We start from the raw sequence: 25324 nt of genomic DNA on the forward strand, positions 1-25324 counted from the left end.
TTATAATGAAAATAAAGAAGCTGTCCCTTCCAGCTTCTTTACCTATATAACATTTTTCGCAACAATTTTTATATGTTCTGGTGCGATAATCTCCGTTATACTTTCTTGGAAATCTTCCCGCAACATTTCTTCCAAATGTTCTAACTGCACTTCAACATGAGTGCATTCTAAATTATGTATATTTAACAGTGCATAATGATCTTTTTTCTTAATTACTAAATATTGATTTTCCTCTGTCACAAGTACAGAACCTAATCGGACTCCTAGTAAGCGTTGATCATCAAACTTCATAATTACTTCTCCTTCCCTCATATAAACAAAATTACAATGAAAATAATTACATTTATGGAAAAACACACTTATTTAGACTATATCATAATTTACTAAAATAGAAATATCTTTTTCTGTTTTAATAAAAATCCCTATTTTTTCGTATATTTCGATACAAAAAACTTTCTCAACATTAAATTTGAATTTTCAGTTTTTAATTCTATGAAAGTCTATTATAATAAAGTTAATAAATGTTTGACCTCTCCTAATTCATGTACATATGGATGATCAGTAGTTATTGCTACTGATCTATTTTTTTGATTTCAGAAAGTACATACGCTGCATCCTTTCCTACACCACAAATAAGTGCGGAACCCCTTTGAGATTGCCATGGTAAACCGATATAATACAATCCTTTTACTGGACTGATTCCCTTTATATGATTAGGAAATCCTTTCTCATTCACTGCCTGTTCAATTTCAATCCAATTATAATTTTGTACAAAACCAGTTGACCATATAACGCTTTCTGCACTATAAGTATCACCATTCTGAAACATAATGTTATTTCCTGATGCACTTACTACTTTTTCTTGCAGTTTGATTGCTCCATTACGAATAAGTTTCTTACCTTCAAAACCGAAAATAGGGTCCTTTCTCTTCTGAAACCATCTTCCCCTCTTTGTATTTATTTCAGCGTACAATAAACCCACTTTTTCTAGCAGATTAAAAATACTTTTTCCAAAAAGTTGTAATGGTAAAAACGTTAAAGAATGACTAATAGACACCGTAACTTCATGAGTCTTTGCCAGTTCTACTGCAATTTGCATTCCTGAATTCCCACCACCTACTACTAGTACTTTTCCCTTAGGAATTTGTGACGGTGATTTATATTGTGATGAATGTATTTGAAAAATATGTGATGATAGATTTGCTAAAACTGAGGGAATAAACGGCTGCTGAAAAGCACCTGTTGCGATAATAACTTTTTTCGTTTGTAAAATTTCTGTAGGAGTATGTAATTCAAATATTTCTTTTTCTTTCTTTATTTTTAGAACTTCCGTTTGTAATTGTACCGGTAATTGAAAATGTCTTGCATATTCTTCTAAATAAGTTGCAATTTCATCTTTATATGGAAATTCATTTTTTTCACCTATTAACGCCATACCCGGCAAGCTACTGTAAGACCTTGGGGTAAAAAGCTGCAAAGAATCATATCGATTTCTCCATGAATCACCAACACGTTTTCCTGCCTCAAGTAATAAAAAATTATACCCTTCTTGCTTCAAGTAATATCCCATTGTTAATCCAGCTTGACCCGCCCCAATAATAATTAGATCTTTCATTCTAATCCCTCCTCTTCTTAAACGCATGAATACTTGTTCATATATTCATACGTTTCCATAATCATAACATTTTCTTTTTATATGATTCAATATCTACTCAAAATAAAAAAGAGCAGTTCACTGCTCTATGAACTACTCTTCATTCCATTTCTACAATTTTTCCTCGTATAGTGTAATTCTATTTGAAAACGGATCAATTACAGTTAATTCAATTGTACCCCAAGGTGTTTTTTCTATATTCGGCTTCGAATAAGCATATTCTTTACTTAATACTACAGAATGATAATCCTTTACATCATCTATTTTGATCCGAATCGCACCACCTGGTGAGGCATCACCATGATGTTCTGATAAATGTATCACAGCATCCTGTAACGAAATTTGCAAATATAATGGCATATTTTCCTCATACCGATGTTCCCAATCCAGTTTAAATCCTAAAAAACCTAAGTAAAATAGTTTTGCTTTTTCAATATCAAAAATTCTAAATATAGGTGTTATCATTTATACTCTCCTCCTATTTATAAACATCTGCTGCCAATTCTCCCAAAACTTCCACGTTTACTACTTCAAAACAACCATCATTCTTCTTTATTATCTCTTTATCACAAAAAACATTTAATGTGCGCAACAAATGCCGATAGCTCGTTCCTAACAATTCCGCTGTTTCCGTTAAATTCCCACTAAATACAATTCTATTTCCGTGCTGTACTGCCCGTTCTCCTGCTGCTAACATGTAACTCGCAAGTCTATTTTCAAGCGGATACAATAAATTAATTGTACTATTTTTTGAAAGTCGATTTAACTTATGTGCTAACGATCCACAAATACATCTTAAAAATTTCGCATCATGAAATAGCTGATTTCTCACTTTTCCTAATGGTAAACCAACACAATATGAATCTGCCATTACTTGTACATTTGAAGTAATCCTTTGGGAATGAATTAACTCTACATCTCCAAGTAACTGCAAACTATCATAAAAACACAGTAATACGGATTTCCCGTTACTTAATGTGTTAAACGCTTTCGCTTTTCCTTCAACAAAGAAATATAAATAATCTATCTCTTCATTTTCTCTACAAATAAACTCATTCTTTTTAAAAAATATAAGTTCCATATATGGCTTCATATCATGACTAAAAAATGAATCAATATTATTTTTCTTCATATACTCTGCTAATTTAATAGAATTACATATTTTCTTCATAGTTCCCCACCTTTACAACTCATCCCCATTGTAATCAAAATTTTCTTCTTCCACTATGACATATGTCATAACAATACACAATTTCAGCATGATACAGTCATTACAAATATGAAATACAAAGGGGATATTACATTGTATAACTTTCTTTCTGTCTTTATTGGTGTGCTCATCGCCGTTATGCTTCCATTGAATGGAATTTTATCTGAGTTAATTGGCAAGTACACAGCAAGCGTGGTCATTCACCTTGTCGGTTTAATTGCAGTTATCTTCATTTTAATCATAAACAAAAATAAAATTCGTTTCGATAAAAGTATTCCACTTTTTTTATATAGCGCTGGAGCGATTGGAGTATTCACTGTTCTTTTTAACAATATAAGTTTTTCCGTCCTTGGTGCTTCTATTACGATCGCATTAAGTTTACTCGGTCAATCTATTGCTTCCATCGTTATTGATCATTTCGGCTTATTAGGAATGAAAGTTGCAAAGTTTGAAAAGAAAAAACTAATTGGATTATGTTTCATCTCTTCTGGAATTATAATCATGACAATTTATTAATGGGGGCAAGAAAATGTTATATATTACGATTGCTATTTTAGCTGGTGTTTCTATCGTTGTTGCTAGAATTATTAACGCGAATTTAGCAAAGGAAATTGGAAACTGGGAAGGCACGTTTTTCAATTATATTACTGGATTATTTTTCTCTATGTTATTTTTAATTTTCAGTTCAGATTCATTGTATATCCCTATTCATAAGTTGCAATCTATTCCTATCGCCGTATACTTAGGCGGATTAGTAGGAGTTATCGTTATTTCATTATCCAACTATATTACTCCTAAAATATCAGCCTTTTATTTAACATTACTCATCTTTATCGGACAATTATTTGCGGGGACTATTATTGATTTCTTCCTGACAAATGAACTCTCAATTGGTAAAGTTATCGGTGGCATTTTCGTATTAATTGGGCTCACTTACAATTTACTCATAGATCGCCCGATAAAAACTGTGAAGCATAACCAAGTTCAACTATAATACTTTACGCTTACCTATCATATATTAATAGAAAAGCTCTTCACACGAAGTAATAGAGAGGAGAAAATCCTATTAAAAAAATTATTTTATTGCTAGGTAGCGTATTAATTATTTCTGGAATTGCATGGTTTATAAACTCGGGAAAATCTATTCAAGATCTCTATACTGCAAATAAGCCGAAAAAGAAAGCTACTATTATTTCAAGCTCGCGAGATCCAAATGAGCCCCCTGTTTTTTTAGGTAAACAGGAAATAAAAGATATACATGTCGAATCAATTAAAACAAAACAGGATATCTTTCTCACAAAAACAGATGAATTAAAAACGTTTATTAACAGTATGAATACCGCAAAAAAAGGTAAATTAACATTAGATGAAGAAGGATCAGACTTAATAGATTGTGATATGTGGATTACTTTCGAGGATGGAACTTATAAAAAATATTTCATATGGGTAGTTGATCATCACAGCAGCGAAGTGATGATTGCTCAGCAAGATACTCCTGATGATGTAAAACTTACGTACTATCAGTTAAACGAAGATAGTTCAAAAAAAGTTTATAATTTATTTAAAAAAATTATTTAAACGAAAAAGTCATGAGCACGCGAACTCATGACTTTTTGCACTATATATACTCAGGGAACACTCTACAACCCTTTTCCTGCTCTATATCATGACCAAAGAAAACAATTGGTTTCTCTTTCGCCACAACTCCTTTTAAACGTTTAATTGAAGATAAAGCTAATTCTGGATCAAATCCTGCGAACGGCACTTCATCTTCAAAATTCTCTTTCGTGTACGATGCATCAATTGTTAATAAAACTGAACCGGATTGCTCCGTCTCAATGAATAACGACTGATGGCCTGGAGAATGACCTGGCGTATACAATAATTGAACACCTGGTACCACTTCATAATCCCCTTCAATAATTTTGTAGTTCAAATGCGGTAATATACATTCTTTCATATATTCTTCTCTATGAAGTGCTGCCTCATATTCCGTTCGCTGCACAATAATCGGTGTATTTGTAAAAGCACCGTTTCCTCCTGCATGATCAAAATGTAAGTGAGAACTAATAATATATAAAAGGTCGTCCGGCTCATACCCTACACGCTTTAATATATTCACGATTCTATCTTCTTCAGTCATTTTCGGTAAAATCTGTCCTTCAACAAATGTACCGTTAAAAAGCCCTTCATTATTAACTGCACTTTCTGGCATACCTGTATCTACTAAAATAGGCCCCTCTTCTGTCTCCAAAAGATAACACCATACAGGTAAGTTCAATAAATTCCCCGGCGCGAGTGTACCATTAACAGAAGAATGATCCAACATACAACGACCTGCTGGGATGAAATAAAGTTTCTTTACTGTCATTATGTATCCACCTTTACATTTAGTTTGGGATAAAGTAATACAGTAAAAAATTCTTCTTTTTAGAAATAAATTCCTTCTAGACTATCAGTACAGCTTACATAAAAATGAAACATTAACACCGATTAACGCTGAAAACTTAAAGAAAGCACATGCACTACTTGAAAGCGGGCACACCATTGGGAAAATCGTATTAGAGAGATTTTAATCATGATAGTGACAGATAGTATGTGAAACTATATTAACGATTTTTCGAATATATCTATCATAACGTACAATATATCAACGATTTTTCAAATATATCTATCATAAATCAAATTATATCAACGATTCGTCAAGGTATATCGATTTATCGACAAATAGCAACAATAAGAAAAGGCTGTTCCAGATGAACAGCCTTTTCTTTATTTACTTGAAATCTCTTTATTATTTTGAACGTCTAACGGAGCTCGCTTTCCTATTCCGAAAGCATAGAAACTAATTGTAACGATAGCTAAGAAAATAATACCTACAACTAATGAAATACGAGTATCATCGTTAAACCACATTCCGATTAATACCATAATTAAAAAGGCAATCGTTAAATAGTTTGTTACAGGAGCAAATGGCATTTTGAATGGATGATCTTTCATCTCTGCTCCCTTTTCTTTTCTAAAATTAATTTGACTAATTAAAATGACAAACCATGGTACCATACCAGGAAGTACACTCGCACTATATACATATACGAATAAGTTTTTCGGTGCGATGTAACTTAAAACAACACCAACCGCCAGACCGATAATTACGCCAACTGTACCAAATAAAGGTACACCATTTCCAGAAAGTTTCGTAAAATATTTCGGTGCTTGTCCATTTACACCTAACGTATAAAGCATACGACCAGCACTATAAATACCACTATTACAACCAGACATTGCTGCTGTAATAACAACAAAGTTAATAAGTCCAGCTGCTGCCGTAATACCAACTTTCGCAAAAGTCGCTACGAACGGGCTACCAATTGTACTTAATTGATCCCACGGATACACAGTTACAATAACGAAAATAGCACCGATGTAGAAAATTAAAATACGCCAAATTGTACTTTGAATCGCTCTTGTAAGTGTCTTCTTTGGATCCTTCGCTTCACCAGCAGTAATTCCGATTAATTCCACACCTTGATACGCCCCAACTACAAGTGATAATGCAAAGAAGAATCCTGAAAAACCACCTGTAAAGAAACCGCCATTTGACCAAAGATTAGATATGCCAATCGCTTCTCCGCCGTTACCAATTCCAAAGAAAATAAGGCCAAATCCCGCAATAATCATTAATAGAATCGTAACGATTTTAATCATCGCGAACCAAAATTCAAATTCACCAAATGACTTAACTGAAATTAAGTTAGCTGCACCAAGAATAACCATTGCGATTATACCTGGTATCCAAGCTGGTAAATCCGGGAACCAATATTGCATATATGCTCCAACCGCGATAATTTCTGACATCCCAACGATAACCCACTGGAACCAGTTACTCCACGCTGTCATATAACCAGCTAACGGGTGAATATACTTATGACCGAACGTCGCAAATGAGCCTGTACTTGGCTCCATATACAACATTTCTCCCATGGCACGCATGATGAAGAAGATAAAAATACCTGCAATGGCATAAGCAAGCATTACTGACGGACCTGTCCATTTAATTGTGCTGGCTGACCCCATAAACAAACCAACACCAATCGTTCCGCCTAAAGCAATCATTTGAATATGACGTGCTTCTAAACCTCTTTTCAATTCTTTGTTTGCCACTTCACTTCCCCCTCTTAGATGATTCATAGCCGCATTTTAACACAAGATGCTTTCCCCTAATTCCTTTCGGCCCTGAAAATGATGAAGCAAACGTCATTTTACACTAGCTTTAAAGCTATCCTAAAATCGTTTTGTGCTCCTAATAAAATTCTCAAAACCTTTCATCTTCCAATATTCTATAAATCTTAAAATTACTTACCTTATATTAATTCATTAATCTGAAAAATTCAATTATTTTTTCAATAAATTATTATACATAAGTCTGATTAATTTTTAACTAAATTAACAATAAAATACATCTATTCAATATGATTCCGGCATGTATATTATTACAATATAAATAACCGAGGAGAGTATTTCTTCCTCGGTTTCATATCTCAAATACTTCAACCTTTATAGTTGATAACGTAATTCCCCACACATTCGATTTATATACCAATGAGAAATTTAATATATTAATAAACTACTAACTTCTTTACCCCAGCCAAAATATAAAAGAGTCTCATTAAAAAATGAGACTCTTTTACAATTTCATATTTAAATCGATTTCGAAGTTTGCTTACCAAAGATAAATACCCTAGTAAACACTGCCATTATAACTACAATAACCAGAAAATAAAGTGGCATCACTAGTAACGAGCCTGTATGCAGCTGACTCATTCCCAAAATTGTCATCGTTACAATTACATAGTACCCTAAACTAAACAATGCACCTGCTGTACCAATGACATCTTGAAAATCTACTAACGCTAAACTTAAACAGTTAGGTAACGCTACTCCAATCCCTAATAACAATATAAACATTGCTATTAAAAATACAACCATATATATTACATTCGGATTTAATCCAATAAACGTAATAACAGATAAAAGGATAGCTCCCCCTGTCATTACGAGACAACCGATATATATAATTTTCTCTGGTTTATAAGTAGCAAGTAAACGTTTTGAAATTTTCGCTCCAACAATAGAAGCAGATGCAACAACAATTCCTAGAAATCCATACATACTAGGCGATAATTGAAAATATTCAATAAAGATAAACGGCGCTTCTGCATAATAGCTAAATAAAACACCATTTGCTCCTCCAATTAACAGCCCATATGTTACCACTTTCGGATTTGTAATTAACCTCTTCGAGACTGAAAATACATTTATTTTATTCGTTACTGAGATCGTTTTTGTTTCAGGGAGAGAAACAAACGTATACAGAAAAATACCGATACTCATAACTACTAAACTTAAAAATACTATTTTAAATCCAAACATTTGATCAAGAAAGCCACCAATTAACGGTCCTATCGCTGGTGTAAAAGCAATGACTGCCGAGATTTGAGCAAACATAACATGCCGCTTATGCCCTTCTACACTTTCCCGAAGAATCGTTTGTGTAACCACGGATCCTGCACTTGCTCCAAACGCTTGAATAAAACGACTTATCAATAAAACTTCAATGGAACTTGCAATATAGCATAAGAAACTCCCAGCGCCATATACGACAATTCCAAGTAACATCGCCCGGCGACGACCCATTATATCTGATAACCACCCAATAAAAAATACACCTAACGCAAAACCAGCAAAATACACACTAAGTGTTAACTGCACCTCATTATTACTTACATGTAACGCCTTTGAAATGTCTGGTAAAGACGGTGTGTAAATCGTTTCACTAATTTGCGGAAATGCGACAAGAACAATCATTAACAAAAGTGATGGTACTGAGACTTTTTTCATTTTTCATACCCTCCTATAACTTTGAAAATCTCAGAAATAAAAAGACTTTCCTTAGCTACGGAACAGGAGGGGCCATTATAGAAATCCGTTCATAAAACAACAAAGAAAACACCTCAATTACGTATGTTAATACTTATAGGAGGGTAATATTAACATCGATTTTTAAATATACTTTTTCAATTATATTACATACTACGTTTCTTTTACTAGTGCTCGGCCTTGGAGGATTGTTAAAAAGATAACTTGATGCAGTCACCTTTTTATGGAATAATTAGAAATAGTTTGAATTCTTAAGTTTAATTATTAAACGATAGACTAGCCTTTCATTCAAGTTTTTATCACCTTTAATTGAAGGTTCTTTTTCTCTTTCTAGATCTTTTATAACTACTTTAATCATTCTTGTAACTATATCAATCCCTCTATTAATTTCCTTAGAGGATAAGTATGCAGATGAAAAGGAAACGGAAAATTTATAGCTTCTCATTTACATAAAAGAAAGAGGGAGCTCCCCTCTTTCTTTTAAATCATCCCTTTTAATATCAATCCTAAAACTGACATTATTATCGCACTAATAATAATTCGCAAAATCCAAGTAGTGTTTGTACTTATTTTTTCTAATTGCTTATTGATTGTTGCTATATCTTTCTCATTAATAGTAGTACGCGTTTCTAAAGCACGAATGTCTCTCATAATTTCTTTTTGCTCCGCCTTGAGACTGTCAATTTTAGCGTAAACATCTTCCATATATTCACACCCTCTGTTCATCTTAATAGAAAAATCTATATATATTATGAGACAACCCTCTTACCTGTGAATACATTGCGTACATCCGCGTACCAAATTATTTGTACAATCTAATTGAATTATTCATATGTTTCCTATCTTCTATATAAATCAGCGTTAAGATAAATTAAAAAAGGAATCCCTTGTTTATTTAACAACAAACAAGGTGCAATCCAACATTCGGGAGCACCTACGATAATTTCTATTGTTTTCATATTTACAACTCCATATAATCAGTATGATTTTCTGAAGAAGCCACTTTTTGAACTGCTTAAAGTATACTAATATGAATACGAAATAGCTGTATTGATAAACTCTCTAGAACAATAAATATACTGGCTGAAACGGATCTATATCCAATATTTTTTCCAGTAACATGAATGGTTATTTCTGATAAATACGTTTGTATATCATTGTTTTCAAAAATTTCATCCTCAACCTTTACAATATCTGCTTCACAATCTACTTCTTTAAAAGTTTTCAATAATTTTGTTTCCAATAAACTACAATCAAAATTCTCATCTTTTATTACGGCAAATTTAACCTTCATATCGATTTCCCCATTTTTAACAAACTAAAATCATTAAATCAATATAAATATATATTATTCTATTAAATAATTCAAAATATACGCTTCTCATATACATTATTAAAAATCAGTTCTAAAGAATTAAATGCAAAAAGAAATTACATATACAAATCCCCTATTTCAACTTAACTTTGTGTAATAATGCATATTTCAAATACATTATTTCCTTTCACTCATACTTTTATCATTGAGTTTTTATTCACAAATTCGTAACACATATATATGAGTTATTATGCTAAAATTAGTTTATTCACAAGAAGAAGTTATTCTTAATAAATCAATCATTTTTAATACCCTGTTTAAAGCCTTGCCCCCCTGCAAGGCTTTTTCCTATTTAACTAGAGTAGTAGTTTTCGTTATGCATCTCTCCCCTTTGTTCCTTACCCTACAAATAATACTGAATGTTTATTTTACTTTTTCAACATCCTTACTCGCTCTGTTCGAGAGCTCTTTACCAAATATTCAATCTAATGATAAAATTGACCAAATTAATATTTTCGTCCATAACTGTATCAAAAAGTACACTAAAGAAAAAATAGCACTCTCACGATTAAGTAAACGCGAGCTTTTTTCTTCTATCTACTTACTATTTAAGGTTAATAGTTTAGTAACAAGATTTAAAAATTCGACTTAAATTCATTAATGAATGGAGAGGTTTATATGAAATTAAAAGACAAAGTAGCAATCATAACTGGTGGTGCAAGTGGAATTGGCGAATCTACTGTTCGTCTTTTTATCGAAGAAGGTGCAAAAGTAGTTATTGCTGACTTTTCTGAACGTGGAAAAGAACTATCAGATGAATTGAATGCACATGGATATAATACGTTATTTATTAAAACCGATGTAACAAAAGAGGCAGATATTAAACAGCTAATTCATGAGACAGTAAGTACATACGGTAAATTAGATATTATGTATGCCAATGCCGGCGTTGCTGATGATGCACCGGCAAACGAATTATCCTATGAAAAGTGGAAAAGAACTATTGATATTAATTTGTCTGGGGTATTCCTTTCTGATAAATATTCGATTGAACAATTTCTTAAACAAGGTACAGGTGGTGTCATCGTTAACGCTGGTTCGATTCATAGTTTTGTTTCATTACCTACACCAACAGCATACTCCTCTGCAAAAGGTGGTGTGAAACTATTAACTCAAAATTTATGTACTGCCTACGCTAAATATGGAATACGTATTAACGCGGTGTGCCCTGGTTATATTGACACCCCTTTACTAGGTAGTGTTAATCCTCAACAGAAAGAATATTTAGCTTCACTTCATCCACAAGGCAGACTTGGAACACCAGAAGAAGTCGCTAAAGCTGTCTTATTTTTAGCAAGTGATGATGCTAGTTTTGTTAACGGCACAACACTTCTTGTTGATGGAGGCTATACTGCACGTTAATTTAAAAATTTTGAAGCACCCTAAAAAATATATAGTCTTCAACAAGAAAAAGCGCCATCACAAGTGACGGCGCTTTTTCTATGTAAGAGCAACTAGAAGATATCCTTCTAGCCTACTCCCATTTATAAGTCCAAAACTGTTCAAGTTGCAGCCATTTTAATGTTGCTGCATCTTTGTTTTTTATTTTTGCATGCGTGTCTTCAAGCATTGCTTCTGTTTGTGAACGGTGCGCACCTAATGCAGTTAATTTATGATCAAATACTTCACTAATGTTATTTACAACATCCGGTTCTCCTAATACTGCTTCACGATTTTTCGTAATCGCAACAGCATGAATAACTGGGCGCTCTTCTTTTGGCATACGTGATACAGCGCGAACGACAGCGCGGCCAAATGCATTATGATCTGGATGTACACCGTGCTCTGGATAAAATGTAATAATTCGAGATGGATTTACTTCTTGAATGATTGCTTCAATTTTGTCAGCAACGAAATCAACATCTTCAAATTCTAACGTTTTATCATGGAAGCCAAGCATTCTTAAATCTTTAATACCCATCGCTTCACAAGCATCTTTCAATTCTTTCTTACGGATATGTGGAATCGTTTCACGGTTAGCGAATACGTTCTTACCCATGTTACGTCCCATTTGTCCTAGAGTACCACATGCATATGTTACAGGTACTCCTTGATCTGTTAATAAGCGAATTGTCCCTCCCGCAGCATATGCTTCATCATCCGGATGCGGAAATACAACAAGTACATGTCTCTCCATAAGTTTCCCTCCTTCTTACTTAAATGGTGTTAAGCTTAACTCAAGTGCAACTGCTAGACGACCTAAATTATCATGTCCAGCTAATAATAAACGCTCTTGATCGTCTACTTCCCAGTGCGTAATACCTTCAGCATATACCCAACCATGATCCATTTTCAGACCAACTCGGTATGGATTTGTTCCAGTTATCTTCCCGCGTTCAAAACGGATAATCGCATTTCGAATGAAAGCACCAACTGTCATCATCTTTTCATTTATGTGTGATGCATACGCTCCGTTTGTCGTTTCTAAATGAATATATACATCTTTATTTACAAAACGTTCAATTTCATTTTGAATAAGAGAACTATCTTTTACTATTTCCATCGGAATTCACCTCTTTAAACCATTTTACGCAAAAATAATGTAAATTGCTATCTCTATATTAGAGGACAACGCTCACTTTTCCTAATAATTTGCACTGTGTTTTTTATATTTTTTATATGATATGTAAAAAATACATTTTTTCCTTCACTTTGTTAAATAGTTTTCTTTCTTTTTTGAATTTGCTACAATATATTTTATCCCGTATTATTGCAGCGAGATACATTTCGACAATTGAATACATAATTTAAAGAAGGTGACATGATTGGAACAGTCAGCACATGAAGTAGCAAATTGGCAATATTATTTTGCAATTGCCGTATTTTTAATCACGTACGGATTTATTATTTCTGAGAAATTGAATCGTGCTGTAATCGCACTATTCGGTGCTGCTATTATGATTATTTTTGGAGTTGTAGATTTACATACTGCTTTCACATCACATATTCAATGGGAAACGATTACCCTTTTAATTGGGATGATGATTCTCGTACATATTACGAGTCAATCAGGCGTCTTTGAATTTGTGGCCATTAAAGCGGCAAAAGCAGCTGGCGGAAAACCGATTCGCATTTTATTATTACTATCCCTATTAACTGCTGTCGGATCAGCATTTTTGGACAATGTAACGACTGTTTTATTAATCGTTCCTGTTACATTATCCATTACACGTATTTTAAAAGTAAATCCTGTGCCTTATTTGATTTCAGAAGTGCTGTTTTCAAATATAGGCGGAACAGCAACATTAATCGGTGATCCACCTAATATTATGATTGGATCAGCAAACAAGCATTTAGACTTTAACGCCTTTTTACTTAACTTAGCTCCAATCGTAATTATTATTTCTATTGTGACACTTGGCATTATTTACTTCATGTACCGTAACAAACTAAAAACAACACCTGAACAAATCGAAAAACTAATGGCATTAAATGAAAAAGATTATATTAAGGATCAAAGCCTCCTTTTAAAATCTATTTCGATTTTAGGACTAACTATTTTAGGCTTCGTACTTCATTCGATTATTCATGTAGACGCTGCCGTTATAGCGATGACAGGCGCTACACTTCTTATGTTAATCGGCGTGAAAGAACATGATATTGAAGATGTATTTGCCCACGTTGAATGGGTAACCATTTTCTTCTTCGCCGGACTATTCGTTCTCGTTGGCGGGTTAATTGATATCGGACTTATCTCTTCACTTGCAAAAGAAGTAATCGACGTAACAAACGGTGACATCGGATTTGCAGCTATACTTATTTTATGGGTATCTGGCATCGCATCTGCAACAATCGACAACATCCCATTTGTCGCAACGATGATCCCTCTTATTCAAGACTTAGCTACAGGACTCGGACTATCTGTCGATTCTCCGCAAATCGAAGTACTATGGTGGGCGTTATCTCTTGGAGCTTGCTTAGGAGGAAACGGAACGCTAATCGGAGCATCTGCAAACGTAGTCGTTGCTGGTATTGCAAAACGTGAAGGACATGCTTTCTCTTATATGGACTTCTTAAAAATCGGTTTACCATTAACTATTGTTGCACTCTTGTTATCACATGCTTATATATATTTACGTTATTTAATGTAAAAGTTGTATTGCATGAAATTATATCGTCAAATACAAAAGGTTTGCAGCATCCGTGCTGCAAACCTTTTTTCATCACCAAAATATACCGATAATTGCTAAACCGCCTAAAATCATACCACCAATTTGTCCGACAATTGTTGGTGATAATTGAACACCTTTTCTCACTTCAACAACTGGTCTTTCGTGCCTTAGTTGCTGCACTTCGCTTTGCAGTTGATGTACACTTCCGTGTAACTCTTTAATTAGTTCCTTTAATTCAGCGACCTCTTCATTTACTGGTTTTGCTTTTTCTAAATTCATTTTACATAACTCCTTATAAATTCAATCAGTTCACTGTAAATTTTCGCCAATTATCATTATATCTCCTGCATACTACATATATAATATTGAATGTATTCGCTAATCTTGCAACCCTATCCATTCATCCCGCAATATCCCCATAATGATACGATCAAAACACTTCCCATCTCTTTGAACCGCTTCTCTCATACACCCTTCCATCTGAAAACCTATCTTTTTATACAACGCAATGGCTGCTTTATTATAAGAAATCACATCCAGACCGACGCGGTGTAAATTCAATTCATAGAAAGCATACTTTAAAATAAGATGTATTGCTTCTTTCCCATATCCTTTTCCTCTATCATTCGCATCTCCTATACCAATGGCTAATAAACCTGTTCTGTTATTCCACTCTATACCATGAATCGCCACAAAACCAATTAAGCGATCTTCTTGAACTGTCCTTACCATGAAAGAAACACTATTCGATCTTCGTCCTTTTAATAACCCATCACTTGCTATTTCATTTAAAGATTGCGGGAATGCTACATCTGTATCAACATTTCTTAAATACTCACTATCTTCTTGCCACATAGCCATTACTTCAGCATCTGTTTCTCTCATAGCTGATAATTTAATCGTTTTATTTCGAAAAAGATTCATTGTCATTTCAAACTCCCCCTTTATTAAATAACGGGGATAATTATTCCAGCCTATTTACCCCCTCGTTTCATAAACTGTTTCATAAACGGGATACTTACAATAAGCGCTGACATTGGCACATCTCCTCTACGTTAAATTAAATTCATTGTATAATTTTTCATTTATTCTAACAATAAAAAAAGACCCTCTAAATTTAGAGGATCTTCCTAACGACGAATCGATATTATTTCGTAAACATTTTCTCCGCTTCATCCATTGCCATTTTGTTTCCTAAAGCAGAATAGTCAAGCCATGGTTGATCATTGATAATGTATACATGCTTGCCTTTAACTGCTTTTAAGTCTTTCCAAATTGGTGTTTCTTGAAGTTGTTTAAATGCTGCTTTTGCTTTGTCATCTCTATTTACAACAACGAAAATCGCATCTGCATCAAAGTCAGGTAATACTTCTTGTGAAATGACTTCGAAAGGACGGTTTCCATCAATTTTCTCTACACCATTTGCAGGTTGTAACCCTAGGTCTTGGAATAAAATTGGTCCCATCGGTCTTTTCGTACTAAATACACGCAATTCTTTTGCAGTAACGCGAATTGCCATTACTTTTTCGTTATTACCTAGCTCTTTATCTATTAAACCTTTTACTCGTTTTGATTGCTCTTCGTAATCTTGAATATATTTATCTGCTTCTTTCTCACGGTTTACAAGTTTACCAACTTGTTTTAAATGCTCTCTCCACGTACCTTCATCTAAATTGAAAGAATGTGTTTTTGCAATTTTTTCGTATTTCGCTACATCTTTACCAGCATATTTTTCATCAACATAAATGTCAGTTGGCTTTAATTGAAGTAACGCTTCCATATTCGGATCTGTTACAACACCAAGCTTCTTCGTATCTTTCAACTTCTCTTTAGCGTGCGGTAAGAAATCTTTTAAATCTCCACCAATAACAGAACCTACTGGTGTAATTCCTAATGCAAGTAAATCATTCGTTAAATGAATAGACATTGAAGCAATTTTTGGGTCATTACTTTTTTCCGTTTTTTTCGTTGCCTCTTCATTAGCTTTCGTTTGACCACATGCTGCTAATACTAAAATACACATCATGCTAAATAAAATAGTAAGTTTCTTTTTCATATGTTCTCCTCTTTGAAGTATTTATTTTGTTTTTGTAAGTAAATAAAGAAAATACGGTGCTCCTAAAGTTGCCACTACTATACCAGCTGGAATAGAGTTTGGCTCAAATATAGAACGACCTATCGTATCTGCTAGCACTAAAATAATCATTCCGATAATGCCAGCTAAAGGAAGAAAGTGTTGATATGTAGTACCTACTAACTTCCTTGCGATATGCGGAGCAACTAAACCGATAAAACCAATTCCTCCTGCCATCGATACACTTGCGCAAGATAATCCAACCGCTGTAGCTAAAAGTAATAACCGTTCTTTTTGAACAGAAACACCAAGTCCTGCTGCTACACTATCACCTAGTGACAATGCATTTAACGTTTTAGATTTTAGCCATGCATAAGGGGTTAGTATGAAAATCCATGGTAATAATGCAAGGACATGAATCCAATCCCTTCCCCACACGTTACCAACTAGCCATCTAGAAGCGAATGTATACGTCTCATCATTTAACTTGAGAGAGAAAAATAGCGAAATTGCACTAAAGCCAGCTGAAACTGCAATACCAACGAGAATAAGTCTAATGGAAAGTAAACCTTTTGACTGATCACTCGCAAGTAAAATAATAAGAAATGCAGCTAATACTCCTCCGCCAAATGTAAATAACGGTATTAAAATGGATGCACCCTCATTAATAGAATGAAAGAGAGTAACAAATACGATAAGACCGAAAGATGCACCTGAATGCAACCCTAAAATACCAGGATCTGCAAGTGCATTACGTGATAACCCTTGCAAAATCGCACCGGAAATACCAAGACCAATGCCGGCTAACATCGTGATTATTATTCTTGGCATACGATAATCATATAGCACGGTTGCACTCTCAAAATCACCATAACCCAAAAGTGTTTCAATTACTCTAAGTGGTGCTATACTCAGCGTCCCTGTATTTAAACTAATTAAAATTACAGCGATACTTATACATCCGAAGATTGTAGTTACAGTAATAGCTCTCTTTTTATCCGTGTTAAAAAGATCTTTCACTTATAACTCCCTCCCAACTTTACGTGCTATATAGAGGAAGAACGGAACTCCAACAAGAGCTACCATAATCCCTATCGCAAGTTCCTTAGGAGGATTTACTGTTCTTGCCCCTAAATCAGCTACAACTAATAACATAGCTCCTAATAATGCTGACATAGGAATAATGAGTCTATAATTCACACCAACTAATTTTCTAGCAATGTGCGGGATAACTAGTCCTACAAATCCAATAGAACCAACAGCTGAAACAGAAACACCTGCCAGAATAACTACTATAATCATCCCTAGTATTCTCGTTCGGTTCGTTTTCACTCCTAAATTTGTAGCAACATCATCCCCCATTGATATGAGTGAAATAGATCTCCCTAGCATTGTCGCGAAAATAATCGTTATAAGAATAATAGGAACTAAAAATTTCAAGTGTTCCCACTTAACCCCTGCAACACCACCAGCATACCAAAATGCTAAATCTTGGCTTAAATCATAATAAATCGCAACACCTGAACTTAATGAATGTAAAAGCGCTGCCATAACTGCTCCAGCAATCGTTAATCTCATTGGTGTTAACCCGCCTGATGTTGCTGACCCAATAACAAAAATAAGTACTGTACTTAAGACTGCTCCAATAAAGGAAACAATCATTAAATAGGAATACGGCATATGCGGAAAAAAAGCAAAACTAAGTGCCACTACAAACATCGCACCTGCATTTATTCCGAGTACACCTGCATCAGCTAAAGGATTTCGTGTTATACCTTGCATAACAGCACCAGCAACCGCAAAAGCTGCCCCTACAACTCCTGCACCAATTACTCTCGGGAGCCTTAATTCATAAATAATTTGGTGCTGCGTTAATTTCGGATTGTAATTCAAAATCGCTGCCCAAACCGTTTGTAAATGAATATCTTTTGCACCAAATGAAATGGCTAAAAATATAGATCCAATTAAACATAAAATTGTTAAGCTCATGAAACATATGAACTTAATATGTATCCAGCGGTTATTACCAGCATGTACAGTAGACTTATGTAACATGTTTCATTTCATCCTTTATATTCAGTTGTTTTTTATAATTATTTTTTATTTATAATTATTATTGATAATAATTATCATTTTCATTTAGATATTATATCCCCACTTTTTTTAAATAGCAAACTATTTTTTCACTTCGCTAAATATTAAAATACTCATTACAATTCCCTTCTAAAACTTACAAATACATGCAAAATAGACTACTGGATTATTTTTTAAATTGTAGTATACTTATTAATTATTTTGATTTTTCTAATAAAAATCCCGAAGGTGACACAATGTTCCATATAAAACAACTACTACACTTCACTTACGAGCAAACATTATCTTGCTTATTCCCAGTCGTTATTTTCTTAACACTAGCCCTTTCAAAAATCGTTTCTATTCCAGGGTTATATCGCTATGATTTCATACTCATCGCATGTCTTCTTATGCAGTGGATTATGTACAAGACTGGACTTGAGACGAAAGACGAATTAAAAGTAATTACTGTCTTTCACCTCATCGGCCTTTTACTAGAAATATATAAAGTTCATTTCGGTTCATGGAGTTATCCTGAAGAGGCGTATTCAAAGATTTTTGGAGTTCCGCTTTACAGCGGCTTTATGTACGCAAGTGTCGCAAGTTACATATGCCAAGCGTGGAGAAGGTTGCATTTACAAATGCATTATTGGCCGAAAGCTATTTTTACCGTGCCATTAGGAGCAATGATTTACTTCAATTTTTTCACGCATCATTTTCTATACGATTTTAGATGGTTCTTAACGTTACTTCTATTCATCGGTTTCTTTCGGACATTTGTGGAATTTTCATTACGAGGCGTTACATATAAAATACCACTCGTTCTCTCCTTTTTCCTTATCGGTTTCTTCATTTGGATTGCAGAGAACATCGCAACATTTTTCGGAGCATGGCAATATCCAAATCAACGGGAAGCATGGAATCTCGTTCACTTAAGCAAAATTAGTTCATGGTTTTTACTCGTTGTTATTAGCATTATGATTGTCACGCAGCTCAAACATTTGAAGGAATCAAAAAGATAATGCTGATTATGTAAAAACAGTTAGCCCATCACTCATTAGAGAGTGATGAGCTAACTGTTTTTAGTAATATTTTTTAAACCATCCTTATCAAGGGAGTTATAATTTACAAGAGTATAAGCAATTACACATTATGAACTGCTACTAGCAGAAGATGTTGCTACAGATGAAGCGGCAATCGTTGCCATCATGGCTGCCTGTTGTGCTTGTATGAGGACTTCTATCATTGTTTGTAAACCTGTGTTAGTAGCTTTACTTTCCTCACCTTTCTGACTTACGAACAGTTGAATAGCAATAAGAATAGTTGTATCTGTATGCCAACGGAACAATTTATCCCCCTGCAATTTTTCAATAAATGCTCGAATAGAATGAATCTCTTTTTCTCCGTCCTCGAGTAACGCTAGTAGCCCGATAGCTGGGTAATGCATCTGTTTTACTTTTACCTTTTCTTGCTTTAACAAATTCCATATATTTGTACATTTTGCAACTAATAGTTCTTCCCTGACATCCTTCTTTAGTGAAAGAATATGACTCAAAAATTGAAGATCATTCCCTTTACGCAAACCAGCTGTCGCTAGTTTCTGATAAAGACGTTCCACTCGGTCCATAAGTGTTTCTACATGCTCTGATTGTCCTGCTAATAAAACTGCGAGCGGATAATCATTTGTACTTGTAAGAAAGAGGTGATCCTTTTTCATGCGTTTATATACTTGCATCGAACGCTGAATGTGCGCGCCATGCTGTTCATTTTCTTCTGTTAAAAGCACAGCTGCTGCGAGATAAGTAAATATACTCCGGCTAAAGCCACCAGTGACCAATTGTTCATATAAATCTAAAAACTTCCGAAAAGCTTCCTTGTAATCTGTAAAGTGAATATCTAATGTTGCGGCCACTACAAAACGATGATAAGACTTTAAGTATGAAAACATCCCTACCTGATTCTTAATATAGCTACTAATTTCTAAAAAACGTCCGAGATCAAACAATTTATCACTACCTGCATACATAGCAGCAATCATCATTCCTGTTCGAGAATCACTCGTTTTCCATTTTAGTTCTCCCTTTAACTGTACATATGTATGTTTATATTGCTCCAACTTTTGCTCTAATGTAATCATAGTATTCACCCCTATTTCTAGTTCTTCTCTATTATTATACGTATATTCCATATTTAGGAATACTACAATTAATAATCACAACATAAAAAATTATAAAATTCTCTAATCCTTCAAGAAGTTATACAAAAAAGGTAGATAATAATTTATCTACCTTTTTTGTATATATTATTTAACATTACAACTGTATTGCTTGTTATATGCAATTAAGACTAAAGAGCTTTAATAATACGTTCCATCGCCTTCATTTGCCCAATATGATCAGCTTCATGATAAAGCATCATACCGTAAAGCTCCCCTACTGTTTCCAATCCTAGGAATGGCTCTGGCAGTTTATTTTCAAATGCTTCTGCTGGAATTTCGTTAATACGTTTTGCTTGTTCTTTTAATTGAGCCGTTAACACTTCTAACGATGGTCCTTCTGTCGTCCATTTAGATGGTCTTGATCCATATCCAAACATACCTGGATATTCAGTTGGCAATTGTTTAAATTCTCTTCCGAACATGAAAGTCTCTGCTGCTGTTAACACGTGACCGATATGCCAACGAATTGTATTGTTAAAACCCTCTGGCTGCGTATCCACAGTTTTATCATCTAACGTTTCCATAAATTTAAGTAACGCCCCGCGCGTTATTTCAAATTGTTTTAAACCCACTAGTCTATTCATTTTATCGTTCCCCTTCTTGATGTACAATTTATTATGAACTAAGAATGTTCAACTTATTAAAGTTTCACCTTGTTTAATCTATCAGAAACAAATAAGAAATACATCTAATATGCTTATTAAAAATAATAAAAAGGTTCACTCCTCGTAAATATAGAATTACTTACTATGTTAATAAAAGAGGAGTGTACTTGCATGTTACATATTTTAAAACAACAATATAATCTTATTAGCTCTACAAGAGAAACTCTATTTTCGTTTTTGGAAGAAATCCCAGTAGAAAAATTACATAGCACAGTTTCTAATTTCGGAAGCGGTAGCATTATAAAGACTCATATTCATGTAGCCGATTGCTATCGATACTGGCTTGGATCATTCGCATTCAAGCAAAAAAGAGCAGATTTTTCATTTGCTAGCGATTACGAAATTGAGCATGCAGATGTGGAAAAAGTTCGCGCTAGATTTAAGTTAGTAGATGAGACTGTACAACGTTTTTTAGATGAATACAATGACCGTTGGCTCGAAAATATAGCAAATGAAGTGAAATGGCAAAAAGAACCTTGGAGCACAACTCCGCTATGGCTTTTAACTCATACGGAGACGCATGAATTTCACCATAAAGGACAAATTGTATCTATGGCTCGTCACCTTGGATATACTCCTCCTGATACAGACCTTAGTTAATACAATGGTCCATGATTACCGAAAAAATTAGAATGAATACAAAACGAGCATGTTTTGAAATCCAATCAAAACATGCTCTTAAAATATTCTATCTTACAATCTCCATATCCTCATCAATACCAAATAGTCTCCGCATAATTATAAGCATCACTATTTGGTATTGCATGTTTCCCCTGTGCTTGCGCCTTTCTTGGATCTAAATCATATACCATTGGTGTATAGCATGATGTTTGCCCTTTATTTACAACACCATTTCCTCCAGCACTTCCGCAAGTGTATGCCTTTCCATCTGTTTTTCTAACAATCCTTGCATCAGCTTCATTATTATAAACTGCCAGGCGAGTTACAGTAACTTTTGCCCACGCTGTTTTACACGTCGTGCTAAATTTTAATTCTACATAAGAATTTGAATCAATCCACTTCTTTTCTTTCGTTACTGCGGATTGATCACAGCTGTTATAGTAAGGACTTTTCCCATCATATGAATGATCTTCTGCGTATACTTTATCGCTATTAGTCGTGCTAAACATACTAGTTACAATGAGTAAAGATAGCAATAAACATGCACTCGTCTTTTTTAAAAGTTTCATATCATTTCACTCCTTTCTTAATAACGTGCTGTTTTTCCGTAACCGTTATTAAACGTAACTGCTTCAGCATCTGCTGTGTATCCGAAATCAGCAGTTAAATCAAATACCATTCCTGTATAAGTGCTCGTTTGACCTGTTTTTATTGTGCCGTTCCCCTGATTAGAAGTAACTGATTTTTGGAATACACCATTTTTGTATTTATTCACAACAGCGTACGCGTACACTCCTCCCGAAACAGCTGGTGCTGGTTGATCTAAAACAAACTTAGCCCATGCTGCATGACATTTATTACTGTAACGTAAATACACTGTCCCTACTTTTTTACTACCTTCATATACAGCTGTAGATTTTGCATTAAATCCATCTGCATCACACGTCGTACTTCCCCCGTATACTTTCGTTGTTGCTGGATTTTTCCCGTCATAATAACTGCTTAAATCAGTAGCTGCAAATGTACTTCCTTGGAAACTAAATAATACCCCTACACTCGCTGCACTTAACACACATACTTTCATTAGCTTTTTAAACATTGTAAATCTCCTCCCTCAAAATAAGTACGTTTATCTATCCCCTATGTACGCCCCTCCTTTCATGCTGCCTAGAGGCATCTTACAGAAACGAATAAAAGTTGTAAATTCCCTTACGATTATTGGAATATACAAAGAAATTTACTTATCCTTTTAAGAAAAAAAATTGAGAAATACAAATTTGAAGACATCCTTTATTTCAAACATAAAAGAACCGATACTTGTTACATGCAAGCATCAGTTCTTTATACAAAATTGCCATTTTTTCTTTTTATAAAATAAATATTTCTCCACTTAATCCGTTGTAAAGAACTCCCTCGTTACATCAATAAATTGCTGCAGTGGCACTGTCATCCATTTGTCTTTATGCCAAGCGATTTGCGTATAAATCGGAGAGATTGTATTTTCTAAATGTAACTCTTTTATCGTCCCCTCTCGTATATCTTTTTCTACTACTATTGCTGGTAAAACGGCTATGCCTAAATCTGCAATAACACATTGTTTAATTGCTTCAACACTAACAAACTCAATTTTATTTGCTGGATATACATCTTCCCAGCGAAATAGCTCTTCAAATAAAGTCCGATACGAGCAGCCTAATTCTGTTAGTAACAGTGTTTCACTCTCTAAATCTTTTATAGAAGCAGTAGTCTGTTCAAGTAAACGATGTGTAGGAGCAGCTACTACTTTTAATTCTTCTTTCATAAACGGTTCCACATGTAAAACATCTTCTGTTTTACACTCATCCAAAATAAATGCAAGATCTACTTTTCCCTCCATCAATTGTTCCTTCGCATCTTTATTGGAATGTGCTGGTTTAAATATAAGTTTTATTTTTGGGAATTGTATTTTAAACCTCTTTAATATAGAAGGCAGTCTGTATGTACATTGACTTTCTTGTGCACCAATTATTAACGTACCTGCTATTTCTTCATCATCTTTCACAGCCATTTTCGCTTCGTTACTGAGTGCAATCATCTTGTCGGCATATAGTTGAAACTTCCTACCTGCTTCAGTTAAGAAAAGACGTTTTCCTAATCTTTCAAATAAAGGTGTACCAAGCTCAGCTTCTAACGTTTTAATTTGCGCTGTCACGCTCGATTGAGCAAAGTTTAATTTCTTCGCAGTTTGTGTAAAGTTCAAAGTATGTGCCGCTACTTTAAATGTAATTAACTGTTTTATTTCCATTTATCATCCCTCTTTTCAATCGATATTTCCGATTGATTCCATCGAAATAATCCTCTTTGTCTATTGATATTTGTATTGTATGATAAAGAACATCTATAAACAATATAAATGGAGGTATTCCATATGAAAGCACTTTGTTTCGAAACATTCGGAGACGCTAATGTTCTACACTATAAAGAAATACACGATCCAATCATAAGTCCAAATGAAATTCTTGTCCGCACGAAAGCAATCGGATTAAACTTCGCTGATATTTATAGACGCCGCGGCGATTATCATCTTGCTGGCAATCCGCCTTATGTATTAGGTTATGAAGGAGCTGGAATTGTTGAAAAAGTAGGAGCTGACGTTACTACTATCAACCTAGGAGACCGTATTGCATTTGCGGACGTCCCATTTGCAAATGCAGAACTAGTTGCCGTTCCATCTGAAAAAGTAATCCCACTACCAGATTCTATTTCTTTTGAAACAGCCGCTTCTGTCTTATTACAAGGATTAACTGCACATTATTTAACGCACGATAGCTATCAACTAAAACAAGGTGATATAGCTTTAGTACACGCTGCAGCTGGTGGCGTCGGTCAACTTCTTATTCAAATGATTAAACTACAGGGCGGAACAGTAATTGGTCTTACATCATCAAAAGAAAAAGCAAAGATAGCTACATTAGCTGGTGCCGATCACGTATTTTTATATACCGAAGCATGGCATATGAAAGTACTTGAAATGACTAATGGAACTGGAGTAAATGTTGTGTATGAATCAGTAGGTTCTACATTAGGGGAAAGTTTTAACGCTACTAAAATTGGCGGTACTGTCGTATTTTACGGAATGGCTGGTGGTAATCCTGCGCCAGTTGATCCGCGTATGCTTATGGATACTTCAAAAACTTTAACTGGTGGAGACCTTTGGAACGTGCTTACCACTTATGAAGAACGTAAAAAACGATCTACTCAATTATTCGATTGGATCGCAACTGGAAAATTAAACATTTCAAATCCTACTACATTCTCTTTACAAGACGGTGCTCTTGCTCATGAATTATTAGAGAGCCGTAAAAGCACAGGGAAGATTTTATTAATCCCATAATTCACAAAA

The 25324-nt window shown here is 34.3% G+C and carries 29 protein-coding genes and 1 pseudogene; 9 read left to right on the top strand and 21 right to left on the bottom strand.

The features are described from left to right. Positions 1–42: 42 nt before the first annotated feature. The 4 genes from ACX9TM_RS17420 to yeiL all read right to left on the bottom strand — a co-directional run bounded on the left by ACX9TM_RS17420 (position 43) and on the right by yeiL (position 2825). Entirely contained in the window at positions 43–291 is a 249-nt protein-coding gene (locus tag ACX9TM_RS17420) for a hypothetical protein (RefSeq protein WP_000666948.1), read from the bottom strand. 280 nt (positions 292–571) lie between these two features. Further along, entirely contained in the window at positions 572–1615 is a 1044-nt protein-coding gene (locus ACX9TM_RS17425) for a flavin-containing monooxygenase (RefSeq protein WP_063220846.1), read from the bottom strand. A 150-nt stretch (positions 1616–1765) separates the two neighbouring features. Then, positions 1766–2119 carry a glyoxalase superfamily protein gene (locus ACX9TM_RS17430; protein WP_000632406.1) on the bottom strand — a complete coding sequence of 118 codons (354 nt, stop codon included), beginning with the start codon at positions 2117–2119 and terminating at the stop codon, positions 1766–1768. Positions 2120–2132: 13 nt separating this feature from the next. After that, positions 2133–2825 (bottom strand): transcriptional regulator YeiL, encoded by a 693-nt coding sequence (gene yeiL, locus ACX9TM_RS17435; protein ID WP_065382329.1) that lies wholly within the window; start codon positions 2823–2825, stop codon positions 2133–2135. A 108-nt stretch (positions 2826–2933) separates the two neighbouring features. On the opposite strand from yeiL, the gene ACX9TM_RS17440 reads away from it, so the two are divergent. From ACX9TM_RS17440 to ACX9TM_RS17450, 3 genes are all read left to right on the top strand, one after another. After that, positions 2934–3380, top strand: coding sequence for a DMT family transporter (locus ACX9TM_RS17440; RefSeq protein WP_002039063.1), 447 nt, complete (start codon positions 2934–2936; stop codon positions 3378–3380). A 13-nt stretch (positions 3381–3393) separates the two neighbouring features. Next, entirely contained in the window at positions 3394–3858 is a 465-nt protein-coding gene (locus ACX9TM_RS17445; protein WP_000965811.1) for a DMT family transporter, read from the top strand. Between the two features lie 89 nt (positions 3859–3947). Then, entirely contained in the window at positions 3948–4442 is a 495-nt protein-coding gene (locus ACX9TM_RS17450) for a hypothetical protein (protein ID WP_000901700.1), read from the top strand. 40 nt (positions 4443–4482) lie between these two features. Here the strand turns inward: ACX9TM_RS17450 and aiiA are convergent, their stop codons facing one another. From aiiA to ACX9TM_RS17465, 3 genes are all read right to left on the bottom strand, one after another. Continuing rightward, a complete protein-coding gene (gene aiiA, locus ACX9TM_RS17455) occupies positions 4483–5235 on the bottom strand; it encodes a quorum-quenching N-acyl homoserine lactonase AiiA (protein WP_000216574.1) in 753 nt (250 codons plus the stop codon). 401 nt (positions 5236–5636) lie between these two features. After that, positions 5637–7028 carry an amino acid permease gene (locus ACX9TM_RS17460; protein ID WP_001284404.1) on the bottom strand — a complete coding sequence of 464 codons (1392 nt, stop codon included), beginning with the start codon at positions 7026–7028 and terminating at the stop codon, positions 5637–5639. A gap of 537 nt (positions 7029–7565) precedes the next feature. Then, positions 7566–8765: a multidrug effflux MFS transporter gene (locus tag ACX9TM_RS17465; RefSeq protein WP_063220844.1), complete on the bottom strand. Its 1200-nt coding sequence runs from the start codon at positions 8763–8765 to the stop codon at positions 7566–7568. A gap of 320 nt (positions 8766–9085) precedes the next feature. On the opposite strand from ACX9TM_RS17465, the pseudogene ACX9TM_RS17470 reads away from it, so the two are divergent. Further along, positions 9086–9241, top strand: a pseudogene (locus ACX9TM_RS17470) (DUF5823 family protein); the annotation flags it as partial. 43 nt (positions 9242–9284) lie between these two features. On the opposite strand, the gene ACX9TM_RS17475 reads toward ACX9TM_RS17470, so the two are convergent. Together ACX9TM_RS17475 and ACX9TM_RS17480 are read right to left on the bottom strand one after the other, a co-directional pair. Then, entirely contained in the window at positions 9285–9509 is a 225-nt protein-coding gene (locus ACX9TM_RS17475; RefSeq protein WP_000390461.1) for a hemolysin XhlA family protein, read from the bottom strand. Between the two features lie 310 nt (positions 9510–9819). Then, entirely contained in the window at positions 9820–10098 is a 279-nt protein-coding gene (locus ACX9TM_RS17480) for a hypothetical protein (RefSeq protein ID WP_000865005.1), read from the bottom strand. Positions 10099–10797: 699 nt separating this feature from the next. Here ACX9TM_RS17480 and ACX9TM_RS17485 point away from each other — a divergent pair. After that, a complete protein-coding gene (locus ACX9TM_RS17485) occupies positions 10798–11541 on the top strand; it encodes an SDR family NAD(P)-dependent oxidoreductase (RefSeq protein ID WP_000768018.1) in 744 nt (247 codons plus the stop codon). 112 nt (positions 11542–11653) lie between these two features. Here ACX9TM_RS17485 and bshB2 read toward each other — a convergent pair whose 3' ends face one another. After that, positions 11654–12316, bottom strand: coding sequence for a bacillithiol biosynthesis deacetylase BshB2 (gene bshB2, locus ACX9TM_RS17490; protein WP_000439483.1), 663 nt, complete (start codon positions 12314–12316; stop codon positions 11654–11656). 15 nt (positions 12317–12331) lie between these two features. Next, entirely contained in the window at positions 12332–12682 is a 351-nt protein-coding gene (locus ACX9TM_RS17495; RefSeq protein WP_000407045.1) for a YojF family protein, read from the bottom strand. Positions 12683–12944: 262 nt separating this feature from the next. On the opposite strand from ACX9TM_RS17495, the gene ACX9TM_RS17500 reads away from it, so the two are divergent. Continuing rightward, complete coding sequence (locus tag ACX9TM_RS17500) at positions 12945–14270, top strand: ArsB/NhaD family transporter (RefSeq protein ID WP_043936322.1); 1326 nt, start codon at positions 12945–12947, stop codon at positions 14268–14270. Between the two features lie 72 nt (positions 14271–14342). Here ACX9TM_RS17500 and ACX9TM_RS17505 read toward each other — a convergent pair whose 3' ends face one another. The 5 genes from ACX9TM_RS17505 to ACX9TM_RS17525 all read right to left on the bottom strand — a co-directional run bounded on the left by ACX9TM_RS17505 (position 14343) and on the right by ACX9TM_RS17525 (position 18420). Then, positions 14343–14570 (bottom strand): coiled-coil domain-containing protein, encoded by a 228-nt coding sequence (locus tag ACX9TM_RS17505; protein WP_001047304.1) that lies wholly within the window; start codon positions 14568–14570, stop codon positions 14343–14345. Positions 14571–14669: 99 nt separating this feature from the next. After that, complete coding sequence (locus ACX9TM_RS17510; protein WP_000178509.1) at positions 14670–15221, bottom strand: GNAT family N-acetyltransferase; 552 nt, start codon at positions 15219–15221, stop codon at positions 14670–14672. 217 nt (positions 15222–15438) lie between these two features. Beyond that, a complete protein-coding gene (locus tag ACX9TM_RS17515; RefSeq protein WP_000728218.1) occupies positions 15439–16347 on the bottom strand; it encodes an iron-hydroxamate ABC transporter substrate-binding protein in 909 nt (302 codons plus the stop codon). A 21-nt stretch (positions 16348–16368) separates the two neighbouring features. Continuing rightward, positions 16369–17385, bottom strand: coding sequence for a FecCD family ABC transporter permease (locus ACX9TM_RS17520; protein WP_065382512.1), 1017 nt, complete (start codon positions 17383–17385; stop codon positions 16369–16371). After that, a complete protein-coding gene (locus ACX9TM_RS17525; protein WP_000902719.1) occupies positions 17386–18420 on the bottom strand; it encodes a FecCD family ABC transporter permease in 1035 nt (344 codons plus the stop codon). A gap of 275 nt (positions 18421–18695) precedes the next feature. Between ACX9TM_RS17525 and ACX9TM_RS17530 the strand changes: the two genes are divergently transcribed. Continuing rightward, the gene (locus tag ACX9TM_RS17530) at positions 18696–19460 is read left to right on the top strand and encodes a DUF817 domain-containing protein (protein ID WP_000468400.1); all 765 of its coding nucleotides are present in this window, start codon (positions 18696–18698) and stop codon (positions 19458–19460) included. A gap of 128 nt (positions 19461–19588) precedes the next feature. Here ACX9TM_RS17530 and ACX9TM_RS17535 read toward each other — a convergent pair whose 3' ends face one another. After that, the gene (locus ACX9TM_RS17535; protein ID WP_002041575.1) at positions 19589–20626 is read right to left on the bottom strand and encodes a DUF4003 domain-containing protein; all 1038 of its coding nucleotides are present in this window, start codon (positions 20624–20626) and stop codon (positions 19589–19591) included. 158 nt (positions 20627–20784) lie between these two features. Next, a complete protein-coding gene (locus ACX9TM_RS17540) occupies positions 20785–21240 on the bottom strand; it encodes a DinB family protein (RefSeq protein ID WP_001081123.1) in 456 nt (151 codons plus the stop codon). A gap of 192 nt (positions 21241–21432) precedes the next feature. On the opposite strand from ACX9TM_RS17540, the gene ACX9TM_RS17545 reads away from it, so the two are divergent. Then, the gene (locus ACX9TM_RS17545; RefSeq protein WP_000902408.1) at positions 21433–21921 is read left to right on the top strand and encodes a DinB family protein; all 489 of its coding nucleotides are present in this window, start codon (positions 21433–21435) and stop codon (positions 21919–21921) included. A gap of 113 nt (positions 21922–22034) precedes the next feature. Here ACX9TM_RS17545 and ACX9TM_RS17550 read toward each other — a convergent pair whose 3' ends face one another. From ACX9TM_RS17550 to ACX9TM_RS17560, 3 genes are all read right to left on the bottom strand, one after another. Then, entirely contained in the window at positions 22035–22511 is a 477-nt protein-coding gene (locus ACX9TM_RS17550; RefSeq protein ID WP_000771156.1) for a DUF2690 domain-containing protein, read from the bottom strand. Between the two features lie 17 nt (positions 22512–22528). Next, positions 22529–23041, bottom strand: coding sequence for a YjfA family protein (locus ACX9TM_RS17555; RefSeq protein WP_000473741.1), 513 nt, complete (start codon positions 23039–23041; stop codon positions 22529–22531). Between the two features lie 291 nt (positions 23042–23332). Next, positions 23333–24226, bottom strand: a complete 894-nt coding sequence (locus ACX9TM_RS17560) for a LysR family transcriptional regulator (RefSeq protein ID WP_065382277.1) — start codon at positions 24224–24226, stop codon at positions 23333–23335. Between the two features lie 123 nt (positions 24227–24349). Between ACX9TM_RS17560 and ACX9TM_RS17565 the strand changes: the two genes are divergently transcribed. Continuing rightward, positions 24350–25315 (top strand): quinone oxidoreductase family protein, encoded by a 966-nt coding sequence (locus tag ACX9TM_RS17565; RefSeq protein WP_016124992.1) that lies wholly within the window; start codon positions 24350–24352, stop codon positions 25313–25315. Positions 25316–25324 lie beyond the last annotated feature (9 nt).

The sequence above is a fragment of the Bacillus sp. LH1 genome, assembly GCF_057924895.1.

What these genes read in the sequence shown, in the direction of transcription:
- ACX9TM_RS17420 (WP_000666948.1), bottom strand. Translation starts at nt 291, where the DNA reads ATGAAGTTTGATGATCAACGCTTACTAGGAGTCCGATTAGGTTCTGTA.
- ACX9TM_RS17425 (WP_063220846.1), bottom strand. Translation starts at nt 1,615, where the DNA reads ATGAAAGATCTAATTATTATTGGGGCGGGTCAAGCTGGATTAACAATG.
- ACX9TM_RS17430 (WP_000632406.1), bottom strand. Translation starts at nt 2,119, where the DNA reads ATGATAACACCTATATTTAGAATTTTTGATATTGAAAAAGCAAAACTA.
- yeiL (WP_065382329.1), bottom strand. Translation starts at nt 2,825, where the DNA reads ATGAAGAAAATATGTAATTCTATTAAATTAGCAGAGTATATGAAGAAA.
- ACX9TM_RS17440 (WP_002039063.1), top strand. Translation starts at nt 2,934, where the DNA reads ATGAAATACAAAGGGGATATTACATTGTATAACTTTCTTTCTGTCTTT.
- ACX9TM_RS17445 (WP_000965811.1), top strand. Translation starts at nt 3,394, where the DNA reads ATGTTATATATTACGATTGCTATTTTAGCTGGTGTTTCTATCGTTGTT.
- aiiA (WP_000216574.1), bottom strand. Translation starts at nt 5,235, where the DNA reads ATGACAGTAAAGAAACTTTATTTCATCCCAGCAGGTCGTTGTATGTTG.
- ACX9TM_RS17465 (WP_063220844.1), bottom strand. Translation starts at nt 8,765, where the DNA reads ATGAAAAAAGTCTCAGTACCATCACTTTTGTTAATGATTGTTCTTGTC.
- ACX9TM_RS17475 (WP_000390461.1), bottom strand. Translation starts at nt 9,509, where the DNA reads ATGGAAGATGTTTACGCTAAAATTGACAGTCTCAAGGCGGAGCAAAAA.
- ACX9TM_RS17480 (WP_000865005.1), bottom strand. Translation starts at nt 10,098, where the DNA reads ATGAAGGTTAAATTTGCCGTAATAAAAGATGAGAATTTTGATTGTAGT.
- ACX9TM_RS17485 (WP_000768018.1), top strand. Translation starts at nt 10,798, where the DNA reads ATGAAATTAAAAGACAAAGTAGCAATCATAACTGGTGGTGCAAGTGGA.
- bshB2 (WP_000439483.1), bottom strand. Translation starts at nt 12,316, where the DNA reads ATGGAGAGACATGTACTTGTTGTATTTCCGCATCCGGATGATGAAGCA.
- ACX9TM_RS17495 (WP_000407045.1), bottom strand. Translation starts at nt 12,682, where the DNA reads ATGGAAATAGTAAAAGATAGTTCTCTTATTCAAAATGAAATTGAACGT.
- ACX9TM_RS17505 (WP_001047304.1), bottom strand. Translation starts at nt 14,570, where the DNA reads ATGAATTTAGAAAAAGCAAAACCAGTAAATGAAGAGGTCGCTGAATTA.
- ACX9TM_RS17510 (WP_000178509.1), bottom strand. Translation starts at nt 15,221, where the DNA reads ATGACAATGAATCTTTTTCGAAATAAAACGATTAAATTATCAGCTATG.
- ACX9TM_RS17515 (WP_000728218.1), bottom strand. Translation starts at nt 16,347, where the DNA reads ATGAAAAAGAAACTTACTATTTTATTTAGCATGATGTGTATTTTAGTA.
- ACX9TM_RS17525 (WP_000902719.1), bottom strand. Translation starts at nt 18,420, where the DNA reads ATGTTACATAAGTCTACTGTACATGCTGGTAATAACCGCTGGATACAT.
- ACX9TM_RS17530 (WP_000468400.1), top strand. Translation starts at nt 18,696, where the DNA reads ATGTTCCATATAAAACAACTACTACACTTCACTTACGAGCAAACATTA.
- ACX9TM_RS17535 (WP_002041575.1), bottom strand. Translation starts at nt 20,626, where the DNA reads ATGGAATATACGTATAATAATAGAGAAGAACTAGAAATAGGGGTGAAT.
- ACX9TM_RS17540 (WP_001081123.1), bottom strand. Translation starts at nt 21,240, where the DNA reads ATGAATAGACTAGTGGGTTTAAAACAATTTGAAATAACGCGCGGGGCG.
- ACX9TM_RS17545 (WP_000902408.1), top strand. Translation starts at nt 21,433, where the DNA reads ATGTTACATATTTTAAAACAACAATATAATCTTATTAGCTCTACAAGA.
- ACX9TM_RS17550 (WP_000771156.1), bottom strand. Translation starts at nt 22,511, where the DNA reads ATGAAACTTTTAAAAAAGACGAGTGCATGTTTATTGCTATCTTTACTC.
- ACX9TM_RS17555 (WP_000473741.1), bottom strand. Translation starts at nt 23,041, where the DNA reads ATGTTTAAAAAGCTAATGAAAGTATGTGTGTTAAGTGCAGCGAGTGTA.
- ACX9TM_RS17560 (WP_065382277.1), bottom strand. Translation starts at nt 24,226, where the DNA reads ATGGAAATAAAACAGTTAATTACATTTAAAGTAGCGGCACATACTTTG.
- ACX9TM_RS17565 (WP_016124992.1), top strand. Translation starts at nt 24,350, where the DNA reads ATGAAAGCACTTTGTTTCGAAACATTCGGAGACGCTAATGTTCTACAC.